We start from the raw sequence: 15,543 nt of genomic DNA, 5'->3' as shown, positions 1-15,543 counted from the left end.
CGCACGACTCAACAACCGCCCCCGCAAAACACTCGACTGGCACACCCCACTCGAGAAACTCACCACGCTACTGTCCTAACAGAGCACGTTGCGACCACCACATGAATCCGCCTGGCTTTCGCGACACAGCCGCTCGACATCTCCCACGAACACGCCACTTTGACTTACCCCTCAAGAACCCGAATCGCCGCTCACAACCTCATACCAGCGGAAACCTTGCCTCGATCGCGTCCGCGATCCGGCGGCAAGCCGAGCCGTCCCCGTACGGCGAGGGGAGGCGGCTGAGTCGCTCGCGGTGCCCCGCGACGTCGTTCAGCCAAACCGCGGTCTCCACCCCGATAAGCGGTCCGGGCGGAACCAGAACGCCGAACAGGCCGGAGATTTCGGGGCGCTCGGTGCTCCGCCGCACCACGACCACCGGGCGTTTCAGCACGCTCACCTCTTCTTGGATGCCACCGGAATCCGAGACGATCACGGCGGCTTCGGCGGCCAGGGCGAGGAACGCGGGATATGCCTGGGGTTCGAGAACCAGAAGCGGCTTCAGTAGCCTGGTCAGCCCGAACCGTTCCACGCTCTTGCCGGTCCGGGGGTGCAACGGGAACACGACCGGGAGCGGCAGCTCACCGAACTCGCGCAGGATCTCCGCCAGTCGCTCGGGATCGTCGACGTTCTCCGGCCGGTGGATGGTGGCGAGGACGTACTCGTCCCGATGGAGTCCGCGAGCGGCCAAGACGTCGGCGCGATCCCCAGCGGATGGGAGCGCCGCCCGCAGTGCCTCAACGACGGTGTTGCCCGTGACTGCAATCCGCTCGGACGGAATGTTCTCGGCCAAGAGGTTCAGCCGGTTGAGATCGGTCGGAGCGCAGCAGAGATCGGCGACATGGTCGATCAGGACCCGGTTGTGCTCCTCGGGCATCGCACGGTCGTGACTGCGCAGCCCGGCCTCGATGTGCACCAGCGGGAGTGTGCGCGCGTTGGCGGCCAGCGCGCCGGCGAGCGCGGACGTCGTGTCGCCCTGCACCAACACGACCGGGTGAGAGTAGGCGTTCAGGACCTCATCGATTGCGCTGATCGCTTCACCGAGCTGCGCGCCACGTCCGGCGGAGGTCACCCCCAGTTCGTGGAACTGTTTCGAGGGAGGCAAGTCCGCCCGGATACGTGAGTACAGTGAGTCGTCGTAGTGCTGTCCTGTGTAGACGATCGCACCGTTCTCCCCGAAGTGACGCATCAGCGGCGACAGCTTGATGAGTTCCGGCCGGGTCCCGCAGACCAGCACGACACCGCCGGCCGTTTGTGAGCGCGACGCACCTCGGTGATCCGTCTTCGGTGCACGGAGGTCGGCGGCGATCGACATTCGGACGTCCTTTCGGAGCGGGTTTTCACGCACGCTACTCACCGAACCCACGTTCATGGTGACAAAATCAATCCATGGTGTGATCCGGTTACATGTTTCACCAGAAAGGTAATTACTCGAATAGGGTCAACCTGTCGAAGATGTCAGCACAGAACGGGTCCATCTCTTTGCTCAAGAAATACGTCTCACTCGCCGCGGTGATACTCATGACGGCCGTCACGACCGCCATTCCCAGCTCTGACGCGTCACCGCAAGTCCTGCTACCCGATCTCCGCCAGGCTCCCCCGGGCTGCGCCGGAGGGTTTTCCAGGGACGCCCTGAAATGCGTCGACTGGGACGTGTGCATGGTGATCGATCCGGCGGCACCGAACGGCCGCTGCGTCCTCCCCGCCGCCGCGCAAGCCGTCAGGCTGAGATTCACCAGCTCGGAAGAGAACATCGGTGACGGACCTCTGCTACTCTACGGCCGACGCGGTGACACGGCGCAGAACCGCATGACCGTCCGGCAAGCTCTGCGCAACGCCGCGGACGGGTCGATACCGTCGAATCACGACGAAGCGCAACGCTCCACCCGCACCTTCACCTACTACGAACCGGCCATGGACCACCAGCATTGGCACCTGATGAACTTCGAGCATTTCGCACTCGTCTCGCCACAGGGGAAAACTGTCGTCACCGACCGCAAGAACGGCTTCTGCCTCGGCGATCGCTTTCGTGTCAGGGACATCGACAAGCTCGGGCGGGTCCCTGGCGAATTCGGCCCTGACGCGGAACTCGCCCAGCGCCTGCGAGCGAACAAATGCCGCCATCATGAACCGGACGCACTCGACGTGGTCGAAGGAATCTCTGTCGGATCCGGTGACGACTACAAGTACGACGTCGACTTCCAGTGGCTGGACATCACCGATGTGCCGTCGGGAACCTACGACCTGGTGAACACCGTGAACGACGACCGGACCCTGGCGGAGTCGAACTACGGCAACAACTCCTCGTCCATCGCCCTGTCCATCGAATGGCCGGGCGGGGCACCGGGCCTGCACGAGGTCCTCCCGCGAGGCCCTGTCGTCAAGTTCCTTCGCAGTTGCCCCGGACGGAAGCGGTGTGGCTGAACCGTTTTGCAACTCAGGGAACAACGCCGTCCCGGATCGGATGACTCGAGTCGCGACGACGAAGACCTATGGGCAGAATTTTGCTCAGTCGCTGTTCGGGGCGGCGAAAAGCGGTGAGGTCAGGCGGCCCGGGCCGTGCCGGGAGCCTGACCTCACCCGCGGTACATCGCAGAGGGCAGTCAGCTTCCGCCGCACGAGAAAGCCGCCGCACGGAGGGGCATCCGTGCGGCGGCTGTTTCGCGGGATCGGTCAGTTTTCCTGGACGGTCCCGCCGTCGACGATGCCGCCACCGGCGCAGTTGTCCGGGGTGGCACCCTCGGCCTCGGTCTCGCCCGGGGACAGAACCGGGACGGCGATACCTTCGGCGACGTCACGGACCGGGACCTGAACCCCGAGCACGTTGACGTTGTTGTCGCAGACACCACCGACGACGTTGAGGTTGTGCACCGCGTCGAGGTTCTGCACGTTCGCCAGACCCAGCTGACCGTTGTGGTCCACCGGCTGACCCGCCACAGTGACACCGGCCGCCGAGGCGGACCCGCCGGCGATCGCCATTCCGGCGGCCAGAGCGGTAGCGACGAACCCAAGCTGCTTGATCACAGAAAAACTCCTAGAGGAACCCGCCGAATGAACCCGGCGAGGGGGAACCCTGGCGGCGAACTTCGATTCGCCGCATCCAGGGATATCGACTATCGTGCATTTCACGCTGGATGGGGCCGGTCAACTCCTGGGCAGGATGAACCGGCCCCACCCGTGCCGGCGTCGCTTCGCGTCGCAGCGGGCCCGGAACACGCAGCGAAGTGTGCATCTCTTCTCCGTGTTCCGGGAACGCCTCACGACTTCGATGCGCCTCGCCGGATCCCCTGCCTCGGCCGGCTTCCGCACACACAACGGGCAGCCTCGGCAGAGAAATTACTAGTTGCCTTGAAAAGTTCCGCCGTCGGTGATGCCACCGGCGGCGCAGTTGTACGGGGACTCGCCACTGGCCTCGTGCGCACCCGGCGACAGGATCGGCACACCGATGCCGTTGAGCGAGTCACGGATCGGGACCTGGACCCCGAGCACGTTCACGTCGTTGCCGCACACACCCAGCGTGCCGTTCACGTTGTGCAGCGCGTCGATGTTGTTCAGGTTGACCAGGCCGACCTGCTCGCTCACGTCGTGGCCGTAGTCGTAGTAGTCGTCGGGGGTGTCCGCGGACGCGACCCCACCGCCGACGAAGGCGCCGGCGGCCATGGCGGCCGCGACGAAGCCGATCTTCTTCAGCATGGATTCTCCTTGAAAGGCGATTGCATCGAACAGGACGGCAATAGAAGTGTGTTTCGTCCTGTGTCACGGAAACGTACTGAGGTCGCCCGCTCTTTTCCACGCCGATCCACCATCGTGTGGGCACCGCGGACCCCTGACCGCGCAACCGGTGGTCCAATCGGGTAATGCTCCCCTTGCCCACCAGAGGAATTCGACGCGGAGCACGAGCACGGCTCTTTTCTTGTAGCACAAGGATCACCGGGCACCCAAGAGACTGAGTCGGCTCACCACCGCTTGCGAAATCCCGAGAGCCGGTTTTACCGTGACGGCCCGGGTTACCACCAGTGTTCCCTCGCGGGAACGCGAGAGTCATCGGGTGCGCATGGAAAGAATCTGGATACCGGGCCTCGCGTCCGCGGCAACTGTGCGGATGTCGTGTTCACCGGAGGGTCCGGCCGTCATCGCCTTGACCGGTGAACTGGATTCGCACACCGCCGTCGTCGTGGAAATGGCGGTCGCGACGGCACTCGCCCGAAGCCGGGGAATTCGAGCGATCGTGATGGATCTCGCCGAGCTGACTTTCCTGAGTGTGACCGGCGTTCAAGCGCTGCATGCCGCCGTCGATCGCGCCGCCGCCAAGGGCGTCACGCTCCGGATAGCGCTCGGCCCGCACTCCGTCGCCTATCGCGCGATGGTCACCACCGGCATGATCGCCGTTCTCGATCACTACCCCGACCGGCACACCGCCTTCGCCGTGGCGGATCTTCGTTCAGTGAACTGACGCCCGGCCTGCCGGAGCCGCCGTGTCGAACTTGCTACCCGGCCACTCCACGGTCACCCGCGTATTTCGGCGTCGAACCGCGGGCTGTCCGGACGAGGCACGCCTCCTGCTCACTCACGCAGGTGCAGGCCGATCCGCCGATGAGGTTTGAAGCCGTCACCCAGTGGTCGTTCTGTGCGCCGAGGAGACTTTCCACGCGTCCCGCGTCAAGCAGCCGTCGCCCGCAGAGTGACCAGTGCGAGGTGGCTTTCACGATGGAATCGGGATTCGGAGAAGCGGTCATCCGTGGACTTCATCGCTATGTCCGGTTGGTGATCCAAGAGCTCGGGATGCACGGCGACGCCTTCCACGCTCAACTCGAACCGACGGCTGGCGCATAGCCGTCGCCGCGTTCACGCGTGAAGTATGTGAGCGTGAGGACGACGGCCGACCCAGTACGGCTCCGACCGGGATCAGGGAAAGCGATGTGACCCTCGCTGAGCGCCTGACGGGTATTTGCGCCCTGTCATGATCATGAGCCAGGACGCACCCAGCTCGCCCTGATCTGTCTGACCCACGACCGCGGCAAGGACGGCTTCTCTCGCAGGCCAGGCCGCCGGACGATTGAGAGAGAGCGAGGCTGGGCAGTACACCTGTGCCCGGTTCCGGGCCGGCGCCAGGCGAGACGTAGCTAAATCTGCCGTGGCGTAGCGGTTGAGCCCAGCAGCCGTCGTCCGACATCTGCCCGGTCCGGCCCCGCACATGGCCGTCCGGCACCTGCGGGAGGCCGGTGGCTTCCCGCATGACGAGGAGGCCACCACATGCTTTCCACCACCGTCGCGCCGACGCCGCCTCGGCAACGAACGCGGAACCCGGAACGGCGATCTACACGTCCCCCGGTGACCACCACCGTCGCCGCCACCGGCGACCTGGACCTAGCCGTCACCGCGCGTTTCCAGGATAAGCTCGCCGATGAAGTACGTCGCCGGCCCGCTACCCTGATCGTCGACCTCACTGACGTCACCTTCATCTCCAGCCGCGGGCTGGCGATCCTGCTCGAGGCGGTCACCACCGCCCACTCGCATGGCATCGCCTGCGCGGTCATCGCGAGCCATCATGCCGTCCTGCGACCCATCAAGGCGCTCCGCCTCGAACGCGTCCTCCCTGTCCACACCGACCACGCTGCCGCTGAGATGTCGCTCGCCCCACGAGCCTTCTCGCCCTTTGAGCAATGACACCCTGCTCACCCTCGCGGACGGGTCTTGCGGCCGGTCACCTTGTTGTAGATGACCAGGACGATGATCGCGCAGATGACCGACCCGATCCATCCCGCCGGTTGGAAACCACGGAAGCCGACAGTGAGCAGGCCGAACAGGAAGCCACCCACGACCGAGCCGACGACGCCCAGGACGATGGTCCGCAGCAGGCCGATGTCGTCCTTGCCCGGCACCAGTGCTCGCGCGATGAAACCGGCGATCAGTCCGAACAGGATCCAACCCAGAATGGTCCAGAGCATTTCTTCACCTCATGATCGATCGTGGACAGGTGCTCGCGCCCTACCTCGCGCGAGCGCCCGTCTTGGTGGAAAAGCGGAACTCGACGGTCGCCGGCAGGATGTCGAGATCGAGTGCTTGACGCAGCCGAGGAAGGCCGTCGGTGTCGATCCGATGGCGGATCTCGGTGAGATCGCCGTCCTGCTCGGCGCTGATCACCAGCGCCACGGCCGGTGTGTCACGGGTCCCGGCGAGTGTGGCGTGTGCGGCGTGGACGCCGGGATAGGTCGTCACCTCGGTGACGAACGGTTCGATCGCGGTGCTCGCGGCCAGTTCGGTGCGACCGGCGGCGGGGTCGGTCTCGAAGTGCCAGGTGTGAGTCTTGGGTTTGCGGGTCAGCTGCGCGATGAGCCATCGCAGCAAGAGCAGGCCCAGCACGACGGCGGCCGCTGCGGTGACGTAGAGCGTCCAGGTAGGCGGCTGCGCCGTTCCGGCCACCAACGCGGATTCGGGGCGCAAGACGGTGACCGTGCCGAAATGGGTCAGCAGCGCGAAAGCGCCTGCCGCGATCAGAACGAGCCCGAACAGGGCGAGCACGGTGCGGTTGAGGCGTGCGGGGCGATTGAGGTTGGTCATGACGCGCTCCTGGCGGCACGAACCTTGACCTTGACGGTCGGGCGCAGGACGGGGTCGATCTGGTCGAGCCGGTGTTCGACCGCACCACGAACGGCGTCGGCGAGACCATCGATGGTCGTCCGCCCGGTACTCACCTTCGCGGTGACAGTGCGGGGTTTGAGTTTCACCGTCGCGCCGGACACACCGTCCACTGTGGAGGCCGCGGCGTGCAGGGTGGAGCGGTAGCTGCGACGCGAGGCACCGGAGTCCGGATCGCCCCGCAGCGGCAGGACGGTGGGCTTGCCCGGCAGGATCGCCGCCAAGACCAGGATCAGCCCGAGCAACACCGCGACGCCACCGGCGATGGCCGTCACGACGTCGCTCCAGCGCATGTCGTGCAGGGCACCGGCGACGGTGTCGTAGCGAATCCAAGGAGTTTCACCGAGAAGCATCTGGATCGCGATGACCGCGACGAGGGCGCAGGCGGCGAGCAGGACGATCGCGGTGAGGGTCGCGGGGATGCTGCGACGTGGGCGGCGTTTCACTGGACCCTCCCGGCCTCGGCGGTGGCGGTGTGCAGCGCGGTGACGGTGATGTCCACGTGCGACACGGTGAGCCCGGTGAACTCTTCGACACAGCGCATCAGATGTCGGCGGGCGTTCTCGGTGGTGCGAGACACTGACATCGGATAGCTGATGGAGATCCTCACGTCGAGGGTGGCGGTCCCGCCGTCGACCTTCGCGGTGACCTTGGCGCTGTTGTCGAGGTCTTCACCACCGACGGCGACACCGAGCACGCGGCTCGCGGCGCCGCCGACGCCGTCGACCTCGGTCACCGCGTGAGCCGCGATCCGTTCCACGGTGCTGTCGGAAATGGTGAGGACGCCCCGGTCGCCGGAAGCGGCGGGAGCCGTCCTGGGCGCCGGGCTCGGCAGGGTGGCGGTCATGGAGATCAGCCCCTGTCACGGCCGGTGAGCTGCGACAAGTCGAGCTTGCCGTCGACGACACGGCCGACCAGCAACCCGAGGGCGCCGAGGGCCAGAACGACCAGGAAGGCGCCGAACCCGCCAAAGGCGGCCGCGAGGCCGAGGGCGAGACCGGTGAGCAGACCGAGATGCGTGGAATTCACTGGTTCTCCTTGGCAAGGGCGATCGTGTCCGGATCCTCGACCGTGGCACCGGCTGGAGAGGCGATATCGCCGATCCGCACATGGATCGGGCGATCGACCTGCCCCACGGCGATGCGGACGTCGTCGCTGATCTCGACGGCGGTCGCCGGGTAGCGGCCGACGACACCGATGGTGATCTCGTCGTCGCGGACGCGGATGCCCGGGATCCGGCGTCCGCGCAGGAGGGTGGCGATCTCGCCGAACCGGCCGCTGTGCAGACCCGCGATCCGGGGCTGGGCCTGCACGGCGGTGGCGATGCGGTCGGCGTCGATCTCGACGCCGAGGCTCACTGGACGCGGCCGGTGTCGGTCTTGGTGTCCTCGTCCTCGTCGTCACCTGGGATGTGCACGTCGGAGACGTTGATGTTGACCTCGACCACCTCGAGGCCGGTGATCTGCTCGACCGCGCCGATGACGTTCCTGCGCACCGCACGCGACAGGTCGGCGATGGACACGCCGTACTCGACGAGAATCTGCAGATCGACCGCGGCCTGCTTCTCGCCGACCTCGACCGACACCCCCTGGCTGGCCGACGCGGTGGCACCGGGAATGCGCTCACGGATCGCGCTGAACGCCCGGGCCGCGCCACCACCCAGGTCGTAGACCCCGGAGATCTCGCGGGTGGCCAAGCCCGCGACCTTCGCCACCACCGTGTCGGCGATGGTGGTCGCCCCCTTGCTCGACTCCAACGCGCCCGTGCCGGTCTTCTCGACTGCGCTCGACTGGCTGGGAGCCTTGGTAGCGGTCGAATTCGTCATGACGTCTCCTCGGATCGGTTCCTGTGGTCTCGCCGGAAGCTCTCGGTGTTCCATCCTCGCTTCCACACCACTAAGACCCGGCCTCGAGAAGATCGTCACGACCCCATCGTGTGACCCCCGTCCCGCCAGTCCAGGTAGTGCGATCCCGACTTCGAAGTACTGACATCGCGACGGCGAGAGGGGTTCAGCTCGCGCCGCCACCGTTGCCGCATCGCACCGATCGCATCACCTCGCCGAAGCTGTGGACAGAGCGGAGCCGTGGTGCGTGTGCGCGGTGATCGCTTCGAGCCGGTCGCAGGTCTGCCAAGGGTGCCAAAGATTCGGGGCGTCGTTCTTGGCGAGCGCCGTACTGAGCCTGGACGCCGTCGAGCTCCAGCCGGAAGTCGTACGGCCCCGGCCCCCACCGAATAGCCCGGCCCTTCAGCCATGGCAGTTGCACCTTGCCACTGCAACGAACCAGCGGTCCTCAACTTTTCGAATGAAAGTATCGAAATTACGCCGAACGAGATCACCGGAACCCTCTTGGACCTCAACGTCTTACACTCGACAGGATTAATTTCTACAGTACTGTCACTTGCCTATGAAAAACTATTGACACCGGCGTTTCGATATCGGCTACCGGCTACTTGATTCCCTTGCTCACACTGCATTGCTCGCCGGATTCCGACCCCTTGGACGATCCACAGAGATCCTCCGCCGTCCGATCCCTTCGCGTTTTTGCCGCCCAGGGAGACACGGTGCCGTTCCCGGGGCCCAGCCCGACCGGTAACGAAAAATCACAGACGACACCCGACTGCCCTTGGATCAACCCTGATCGGCCGGTTTTAGCGGCCATTCGGGTATCACGCAAACATGACCGAAATCGGTGTCACCATCCGAACTAACTAATCGCGGGTGATCATCCTGTCATTTCCCCGCACCTCGGCGAATACTTGATCATGACACCGACCGGTGCCGTAATATGAAGAAAGGGACACAGATGAGCAACTCGAAGCGTCGGGCCGCGCTGGCCGCCCTGCCCATCGCACTCGGACTGCTGGTTGCCGGCCCCACAGTGGGCATGGCCTCGGCCGCGCCGCAAGCAGAGACGAGCGATCAGGCGCGCTGCCTGCTGCTCTGTTTCGGCCACCACCACCATCATCACTACTACCACCACGGCTACCCGGGATACTGGCTGTATTGATAGCTCTGTACCGCGCCGGGGTGGGCTCCCGGCGCGGCGCTGTCACCGGCGAAGCGTCGGCCTCCAGTCTGCGGCTGCGCCGGGTGATCGCGGGCGGGTTCACGTGCAGCGACTGCGGCCCAACGCCGCCGAGATCACCGAACCGGGTCGGCCAACCTGCTTGGCACCCCTCGCGCTACGACCACGACTTCCGCCATCTTCACCCGCACACAGCCCGTTACACCCAGAGTCACTGGGACGACGAGGCAGGGCGAGAACGAGAAGAGGTGTGGCCGGATGAAGGCTGAGAATGAGGTCCAGCTGCGCTGGGAGCACCGGACAGTGCGACTCGACGACATCGACGGCACCCACACCGAGACGGTGATCTACTCCGGTATCGCGGTCGTCTACCACCGCGGCGGGCACGTCGCCGACGAGGTCTGGCTACCGGTCGGCGAAGAGGAACCGACCGTCGCCGACGACGAGGTGCTGATCACCGCGCTGCGCACAGCGTGGCGCTGGACCAGTCCAGCCGCCTGAACGAATAGTTCTCCGTCGCGGGAGGCGGGTAGATCCGGATGTCGAGTCCACGCTCGCGGCGATCGTGAAAGCCGCCTTGGACCCTGTCGCCGGCGCCGAGTACGCCGGGATCTTCCTGGTCGAACGCGGCCGCAAGATCCGCACCGGCGAGCCCATCCTAGTCGACGACCTCGCCACCGCCCGCCGGCGCTGGCCCTCTTTCGCGCCTCAAGCCCTCGGCCAGGGCTTCGCTTCCGTGCACGCGATGCCCTTACGGTTGCGCAGCGAGGTCATCGGCGCGCTCAACCTGTTCGGCCGCACCGTCACCCCGCTCTCGCCTTCGGATATCCGGGTCGCACAGGCTCTCGCCGACACCATCGGCATCCTTCAAGAACGCGCCATCCGCCGCGGCGAAGTCCTCACCGAACAACTGCAAACCGCGTTGAACAGCCGGGTCATCATCGAACAAGCCAAAGGCGTGCTGTTCCACGCCGGCGACCTCGCTATGGACCAGACCTTCGACGTGCTGCGCACTTACTGCCGCCATCACTCTGTCCGGCTGTCCGGCTGTCCGACACCGCCACGCAACTCGCCAACGCGGACCTCAATCCCCACGAAGAAGGGCCGGCACCACAACCATGGGAATGAACGACACGCGCGCGCCTGAGCATGGCCGGCGCCCGCGTGCCGGGCAGGCTCACCACCGCAGGTCAAACGAGATTCGACCGTTGAACCGCATAAGGATTTCTCGACCGACAGCGCGTCGCTGGTATACGGCGTTCGATTCTGGCCGCCACCTTTGGCACCTGACTCTACGCAGCGTCTCGCGGGTTTGTTTCGACAGCGACAGGGCCTGAGTCTGCAGGACCATCATCGGCGACACGCCACGGCCCCAGGGAGCATTGTCGCGCGGGTCCCTCATCCGCATTCGGCACTACTCGTCGTCAGACGAATTGATTCCCTGTCACGGCGAAACTCGCGGTTGGGTTGTAGACGCGGTTTTTACCCTCGAAGTGAAAGACGACCATCTTGCCACTGTGATACTGGTTCACCATTGTGATGATTTTTGCCACCACGTCGTTCCGATGCGCGATGTTGGTCAGGTTAACCAGATCAACGATGACCGCGCTCGCTTGGGTCGACAGCTTGTCCCGCACCGCCGCGACGGAACCGGCCGGGTTGTAACCGTCCGGGGTGTAGGCGTCAACCGTCACCGAGTAGTTCTCGTCCGTCTGGATGTCCTGCAGCGACTCGGTGACGCCGCCCGTCGTTCCGCCGGTGTACACGATGAAATCAGCGGTCGCGCCGCTGCCTCCGACCGCACCGCGATGTCCGCTCGGCAGTTGCAGGACCACAGTGTGCTTGGCGGGCACCAGCGCCGCCAAAGCGCGTCCGCAACGTACTTCGCTTTCCGAAGCCGCGTTTTTCGTGCCTTCGGTCGCGTCGATGAAACCGCCCATTGCGTCTGCCTCCAGATATGAATCGCCCAACTACTCATCGGGGGATGAGTCAGAGGACAGGAAAGCGTTACCGACGTCATCGCGCCTACGCCCGAATGGCGCAGGCACAGGGCGAGGCGCTCGCCCGGAATCGGCACGAACGAACGGTCTTGCCGTCTCCGCGGGTAACCATCAGGCAACGACGCCAACCTCGACCGGTTACAGTGCAGTCGGCTGCCGTTCGCAGCCGACCCCCGTCGTTCCTTGGCAGTAGCGACCTTCGCAGCCGTCCCTGAAACAGGAGCGGCACGCGAGGCAAGGGTTGGTGAGGCGATCATGACCTTAAGGACCCCTTGTTGCAGGAGCCGCGCTTCGTGGTGGATGGCCACGCCGAGCTCGAGGCACTGCAGGATGGGATGGTCGACGCCGAACTACTCGGTCCCCACGGCCAGTGCGTCGCTCAGGTCGACGCTGGATGGCAACACTGCGGGCACCAGGCCTCGTTGATGGAGATCGATGATCGTGCGGGGTTCCACAAAGGTTCGCTTAAGACAGAAGACCAGCACGGTCTGGTGTCCAAGGCTCGAGTGGGATGCGCGGCTCGGGTGCCGTAGCCCGCATGCTGACGCCTCCGACTGCGGCGTTACGAGTTCACCGGGGCCAGGACGATGTCGAATCGAGCTCTCGACCACGTCATCTGCTCAAAATCGCGGCCGTCGGGCGTCGGTGTCCCGGGTTGTTGCCGCTGGAAGTCCTCGACAAGCGAGTCTTTGACCCCGAACACCGAATCGGAGCCGAGGAAGTCATCGCCGCGAACGAAGATGTGGGTGACGAGCGTCCGGTGGTCCGGGTGCGTAACCATGAAGTGCAGGTGTGCCGCCCTCATCGGTGACCGGCCCACCGCCCGCAGCATCGCGCCGACCGGCCCGTCCGCGGGGATGGGGTAAGGAGTGGGTGTGATGCCCCAGAACCGGTAGTGCCCTTCGTTGTCGGCGTGGAGATGGGCCCGGCCGGCGGTTCGGTCGTCGCCGTATTGGACATCGTAGAGTCCGTCGGCATCTGCCTCCCACACTTCGATGAGCGCGCCGGGCAGTGGCCTGCCCGCGGTGTCGGTGACGGTTCCCTCGACCCAGCACGGTTCGCCGCTCGCGCCGAAGGAGATGTCGCCGCCGAGTTCCACCTCCGGGCTGTCGTCGACGAAGAACGGGCCGAACACCGTCGCTTCGGTAGCGTCACCACGGGCCTCGTTGTTCATGGCGATGGTCTGCATCGAGGCACCGAGGGTGTCGGAAAGCAGGATGAACTCCTGCCGTTTGTCGTCGGTGATGTGACCGGCGGCGGTGAGGAACTCGATCGCCTTGCCCCATTCGTCCTCGGTCAGCCTCACTTCGCGCAGGAAGGCGTGGAGGTGCCGGACGAGCGCGTGCATCAGTTGCTTGAGACGCTGGTCGGTGCAGCTGTCGAACGACGCCAGCACCCTTTGCACCAAATCGTCCTCGCGTTGCTGCTGCTCCGGAGAGACCGTCGGTGCGCCGGGCACCGTGGATTCCTGGTCGGTCGTCATGCGGGTTCACTTCCTTCCCACGCCGCGTGGAGCATCGCGGCAAGGTTGTCTGTGGTGGCGTCCGTCGGGTTGTCTTCGGGTACGGACTTGAGGATCGCCTCGACCGCGTCGGGCAGGTCCGTCTCAGCGAGACCGTAGTCCCGCAGCGCCATCGGCGCGTCCAGGGTCGCCCGCAACGCCTGCAATCCGGCCAAGCCGCCGCTGGTGCCGAATGCCTCTGCCAGGCGCCAGTCGGCGTCGGGCGCGTTCGGCGCGTTGAACGCCAGGACATAGGGCAGTACGACGGCATGGGTCTGCGCGTGCGGCAGGTTGTACATCCCTCCGAGGACGTGGCAGATCTTGTGGTGCAGTCCCGAACCGGCCGAAGCGAACGCCACTGCCGACAGGTAGGCGCCGTAAAGGGCATGTTCGCGACCGTCCAATCCGGACGGGTTCCGTGCCACCCCGGGAAGACCGAGGTTCAGTGCCCGCACACCCTCGATCGCCAGCGCCGCGTTGATCGGATCGGCACGGGGCGCCCAGAGACTGTCGACGCAGTGCGCGAGGGCGTTCAGCCCGGACGCCACGCTCAACTCGACCGGCAAGGTGAGAGTCAACGAGGGATCGTAGACGATCGCCGCGGGGAGAACCCGTGGGTCGCGGCCCGTGGTCTTCACCGCGTTCTCCGTCAGGCCCCAGACATCCGTCGCCTCGGATCCGGCGTACGTGGTGGGAACAGCGACGATCGGCAGCCCGGTCGTCAACGCGACCGCTTTGGCCAGCCCCGTGGTCGATCCCCCTCCGATCGACACGATCACATCGGCCTCGTGCGCCGCTGCCGCGGCGCGGGCCCGCTCGGCCACGCCGACGGGAACGTGCATCAGAACCTCGTCGTGGCGCAATGCCACGGGCAGATCAGCCGCGATCTCATCAGCGAGCACCCGTTCGGCGTCGGCGGCGATCACCATCACCCGCCGGGCATCGAGGCGCTCGACCTCCGCCCGGACACCAGCAGCCGCGGCACCCGAGGCGAACCGGATTCGCTGCGGGAGCGTGGCATGAACGAAACGCATCACATCACCTCTGTACTCACGTCGGTCGAACCGCTCGGTACGGGACAGTCATCCTCGCGCGACGGCGTCGTCGAGGTCGTAGCCGTAGATCCATCCGTTGGCGACCAACGGATCCTCCGCGGCGAACGCGGCGTCCCGGGCGCGCTGCTCCGGGCCGTCGGGAAGGTGGTTGATGTGGGAACGGCTGTGGCTGACGGCCTGCAGGCGGGTGGTGCGAGGGATGCGGAGTTGTTCGTACCGGCGCAGCGCGGCGGCGGGGTCGTCGCGATCCGCGGTCAGACAGCGTGCCAGTGCGGCGGCGTCCTCGATCGCCTGCGCGGCGCCCTGGGCGAAGAAGGGGAACATCGGGTGCGCGGCGTCACCGAGCAGCGTCACGCCGCCATCGGACCACCGCGTGAGCGGTGCACGATCCAACAGGGCCCATCGTCCTGGTGTGCCCGCGGCACGGATCAAGTCGGTCAGGCGCCGGTCCCAGCCGTCGAACTCGGCCAGGAACTCCCTCTCGGTCGCGGTCGCGGTCCAGGACTCGACCGTGTAGTCACCGGCGGGAGCGAAGGCGACGAGGTTGACGTACTCGCCCGCGGAGATCGGGTAGTGCACCAGATGGTGGCCGGGGCCGATCCACAGTGTCTGGGTAGGACGCCGGGCGAAGTCCGGCGCCCGGTCGGCGGGGACCAGCGCGCGGAACGCGCACGTGCCGGAGTACGTCGCGGGCGCTGATCCGAAGACGGTGCCGCGCACGATGGAGTGCACTCCGTCCGCGCCGATCACGATGTCCGCCTCGACCGAGTGGCCGTCGGCGAAATGGATCCGGTACGCGTCACCGCATCTGTCGAGCCCGACGCACTTCCGGCCGAGTTCGACACTGTCGGCCGGTACTCGTGACCGGATGGCGGCGAGGAGATCGGCTCGGTGCGCGGTGTAGGTGTGCTCGCCGTACAGGTCCAGGCAGGCCGTCTCGAGGTTCTCCGCGGAGAGAATCCTGCCGTCCTCCCATCGGCGGAATTCCCAGCCGGTGTCGAGCCGGACCGCACGCTCCCGCAGGTACTCGAACGCGCCGAGCTCGCGAAGCTGGCGCCCTGCGTTGGGGGCGATCACCAGACCGGCGCCGACCTCGGCCAGACGCGGCGCTTGTTCGTACACTTTCGCCGGAAGACCTTGACAGTTCAGGAAAGCCGCGGCCGCGAGCCCGCCGATACCACCGCCGAGGATCGCGATCCTCTGCATCGAGATCGTGCCTGCCGCCATTCTTGAGCTCCTCCGGTTATCGGCGCGATCCGCGGATCGGCGTGGGTTGCTTCGCT

At 65.9% G+C, this 15,543-nt stretch carries 20 protein-coding genes; 6 read left to right on the top strand and 14 right to left on the bottom strand.

The window, feature by feature from the left end; translation table 11 throughout:
• Nucleotides 1-199: 199 nt before the first annotated feature.
• On the bottom strand, nt 200-1,354 hold the full coding sequence (wecB, locus tag ACLJRM_RS33745; protein WP_410665397.1) for a non-hydrolyzing UDP-N-acetylglucosamine 2-epimerase: 1,155 nt from the start codon (nt 1,352-1,354) through the stop codon (nt 200-202).
• Nucleotides 1,355-1,698: 344 nt separating this feature from the next.
• Between wecB and ACLJRM_RS33740 the strand changes: the two genes are divergently transcribed.
• Nucleotides 1,699-2,463: a lysyl oxidase family protein gene (locus tag ACLJRM_RS33740; protein WP_410665396.1), complete on the top strand. Its 765-nt coding sequence runs from the start codon at nt 1,699-1,701 to the stop codon at nt 2,461-2,463.
• Nucleotides 2,464-2,712: 249 nt separating this feature from the next.
• Here ACLJRM_RS33740 and ACLJRM_RS33735 read toward each other — a convergent pair whose 3' ends face one another.
• The gene (locus ACLJRM_RS33735) at nt 2,713-3,063 is read right to left on the bottom strand and encodes a hypothetical protein (RefSeq protein WP_410599666.1); all 351 of its coding nucleotides are present in this window, start codon (nt 3,061-3,063) and stop codon (nt 2,713-2,715) included.
• A 315-nt stretch (nt 3,064-3,378) separates the two neighbouring features.
• The gene (locus ACLJRM_RS33730; protein WP_410599667.1) at nt 3,379-3,732 is read right to left on the bottom strand and encodes a hypothetical protein; all 354 of its coding nucleotides are present in this window, start codon (nt 3,730-3,732) and stop codon (nt 3,379-3,381) included.
• A 361-nt stretch (nt 3,733-4,093) separates the two neighbouring features.
• Between ACLJRM_RS33730 and ACLJRM_RS33725 the strand changes: the two genes are divergently transcribed.
• Together ACLJRM_RS33725 and ACLJRM_RS33720 are read left to right on the top strand one after the other, a co-directional pair.
• A complete protein-coding gene (locus ACLJRM_RS33725) occupies nt 4,094-4,492 on the top strand; it encodes an STAS domain-containing protein (RefSeq protein WP_410665406.1) in 399 nt (132 codons plus the stop codon).
• Between the two features lie 878 nt (nt 4,493-5,370).
• A complete protein-coding gene (locus ACLJRM_RS33720) occupies nt 5,371-5,706 on the top strand; it encodes an STAS domain-containing protein (RefSeq protein WP_410665395.1) in 336 nt (111 codons plus the stop codon).
• Between the two features lie 8 nt (nt 5,707-5,714).
• Here the strand turns inward: ACLJRM_RS33720 and ACLJRM_RS33715 are convergent, their stop codons facing one another.
• Genes ACLJRM_RS33715 through ACLJRM_RS33685 form a run of 7 tightly spaced genes read right to left on the bottom strand, consistent with a single transcriptional unit; the run spans nt 5,715 to nt 8,503 of the window.
• The gene (locus tag ACLJRM_RS33715) at nt 5,715-5,987 is read right to left on the bottom strand and encodes a GlsB/YeaQ/YmgE family stress response membrane protein (protein WP_410665394.1); all 273 of its coding nucleotides are present in this window, start codon (nt 5,985-5,987) and stop codon (nt 5,715-5,717) included.
• Nucleotides 5,988-6,027: 40 nt separating this feature from the next.
• The gene (locus ACLJRM_RS33710) at nt 6,028-6,600 is read right to left on the bottom strand and encodes an alkaline shock response membrane anchor protein AmaP (protein ID WP_410665393.1); all 573 of its coding nucleotides are present in this window, start codon (nt 6,598-6,600) and stop codon (nt 6,028-6,030) included.
• Entirely contained in the window at nt 6,597-7,124 is a 528-nt protein-coding gene (locus ACLJRM_RS33705) for a DUF6286 domain-containing protein (RefSeq protein WP_410665392.1), read from the bottom strand. Before ACLJRM_RS33705 ends, ACLJRM_RS33710 begins: the two co-directional genes overlap by 4 nt.
• A complete protein-coding gene (locus tag ACLJRM_RS33700) occupies nt 7,121-7,525 on the bottom strand; it encodes an Asp23/Gls24 family envelope stress response protein (RefSeq protein WP_410665391.1) in 405 nt (134 codons plus the stop codon). The genes ACLJRM_RS33705 and ACLJRM_RS33700 overlap by 4 nt, the downstream gene beginning before the upstream one ends.
• Before the next feature lie 5 nt (nt 7,526-7,530).
• Nucleotides 7,531-7,707: a hypothetical protein gene (locus tag ACLJRM_RS33695; protein WP_410599676.1), complete on the bottom strand. Its 177-nt coding sequence runs from the start codon at nt 7,705-7,707 to the stop codon at nt 7,531-7,533.
• Complete coding sequence (locus ACLJRM_RS33690; protein WP_410665390.1) at nt 7,704-8,036, bottom strand: hypothetical protein; 333 nt, start codon at nt 8,034-8,036, stop codon at nt 7,704-7,706. The genes ACLJRM_RS33695 and ACLJRM_RS33690 overlap by 4 nt, the downstream gene beginning before the upstream one ends.
• Nucleotides 8,033-8,503: an Asp23/Gls24 family envelope stress response protein gene (locus ACLJRM_RS33685; protein ID WP_410599678.1), complete on the bottom strand. Its 471-nt coding sequence runs from the start codon at nt 8,501-8,503 to the stop codon at nt 8,033-8,035. Before ACLJRM_RS33685 ends, ACLJRM_RS33690 begins: the two co-directional genes overlap by 4 nt.
• Nucleotides 8,504-9,482: 979 nt before the next feature.
• Between ACLJRM_RS33685 and ACLJRM_RS33680 the strand changes: the two genes are divergently transcribed.
• From ACLJRM_RS33680 to ACLJRM_RS33670, 3 genes are all read left to right on the top strand, one after another.
• Nucleotides 9,483-9,686, top strand: coding sequence for a hypothetical protein (locus ACLJRM_RS33680; protein WP_410665389.1), 204 nt, complete (start codon nt 9,483-9,485; stop codon nt 9,684-9,686).
• Between the two features lie 276 nt (nt 9,687-9,962).
• Nucleotides 9,963-10,205, top strand: coding sequence for a hypothetical protein (locus ACLJRM_RS33675; RefSeq protein WP_410665388.1), 243 nt, complete (start codon nt 9,963-9,965; stop codon nt 10,203-10,205).
• 64 nt (nt 10,206-10,269) lie between these two features.
• On the top strand, nt 10,270-10,851 hold the full coding sequence (locus ACLJRM_RS33670; RefSeq protein WP_410665387.1) for a GAF and ANTAR domain-containing protein: 582 nt from the start codon (nt 10,270-10,272) through the stop codon (nt 10,849-10,851).
• Between the two features lie 277 nt (nt 10,852-11,128).
• On the opposite strand, the gene ACLJRM_RS33665 is transcribed toward ACLJRM_RS33670, so the two are convergent.
• The 4 genes from ACLJRM_RS33665 to ACLJRM_RS33650 all read right to left on the bottom strand — a co-directional run bounded on the left by ACLJRM_RS33665 (nt 11,129) and on the right by ACLJRM_RS33650 (nt 15,487).
• The gene (locus ACLJRM_RS33665; RefSeq protein ID WP_410665386.1) at nt 11,129-11,644 is read right to left on the bottom strand and encodes a hypothetical protein; all 516 of its coding nucleotides are present in this window, start codon (nt 11,642-11,644) and stop codon (nt 11,129-11,131) included.
• A 622-nt stretch (nt 11,645-12,266) separates the two neighbouring features.
• Complete coding sequence (locus ACLJRM_RS33660) at nt 12,267-13,187, bottom strand: intradiol ring-cleavage dioxygenase (RefSeq protein ID WP_410665385.1); 921 nt, start codon at nt 13,185-13,187, stop codon at nt 12,267-12,269.
• Nucleotides 13,184-14,239, bottom strand: a complete 1,056-nt coding sequence (locus tag ACLJRM_RS33655) for a maleylacetate reductase (RefSeq protein WP_410665384.1) — start codon at nt 14,237-14,239, stop codon at nt 13,184-13,186. The genes ACLJRM_RS33660 and ACLJRM_RS33655 overlap by 4 nt, the downstream gene beginning before the upstream one ends.
• A 48-nt stretch (nt 14,240-14,287) precedes the next feature.
• Entirely contained in the window at nt 14,288-15,487 is a 1,200-nt protein-coding gene (locus tag ACLJRM_RS33650; protein ID WP_410665383.1) for an FAD-dependent monooxygenase, read from the bottom strand.
• Between the last annotated feature and the right edge of the window lie 56 nt (nt 15,488-15,543).

It is taken from the genome of Amycolatopsis sp. lyj-84 (assembly GCF_046549075.1).
Lineage (GTDB): Bacteria > Actinomycetota > Actinomycetes > Mycobacteriales > Pseudonocardiaceae > Amycolatopsis.
This window is presented reverse-complemented; position numbering and strand designations above follow the sequence as displayed.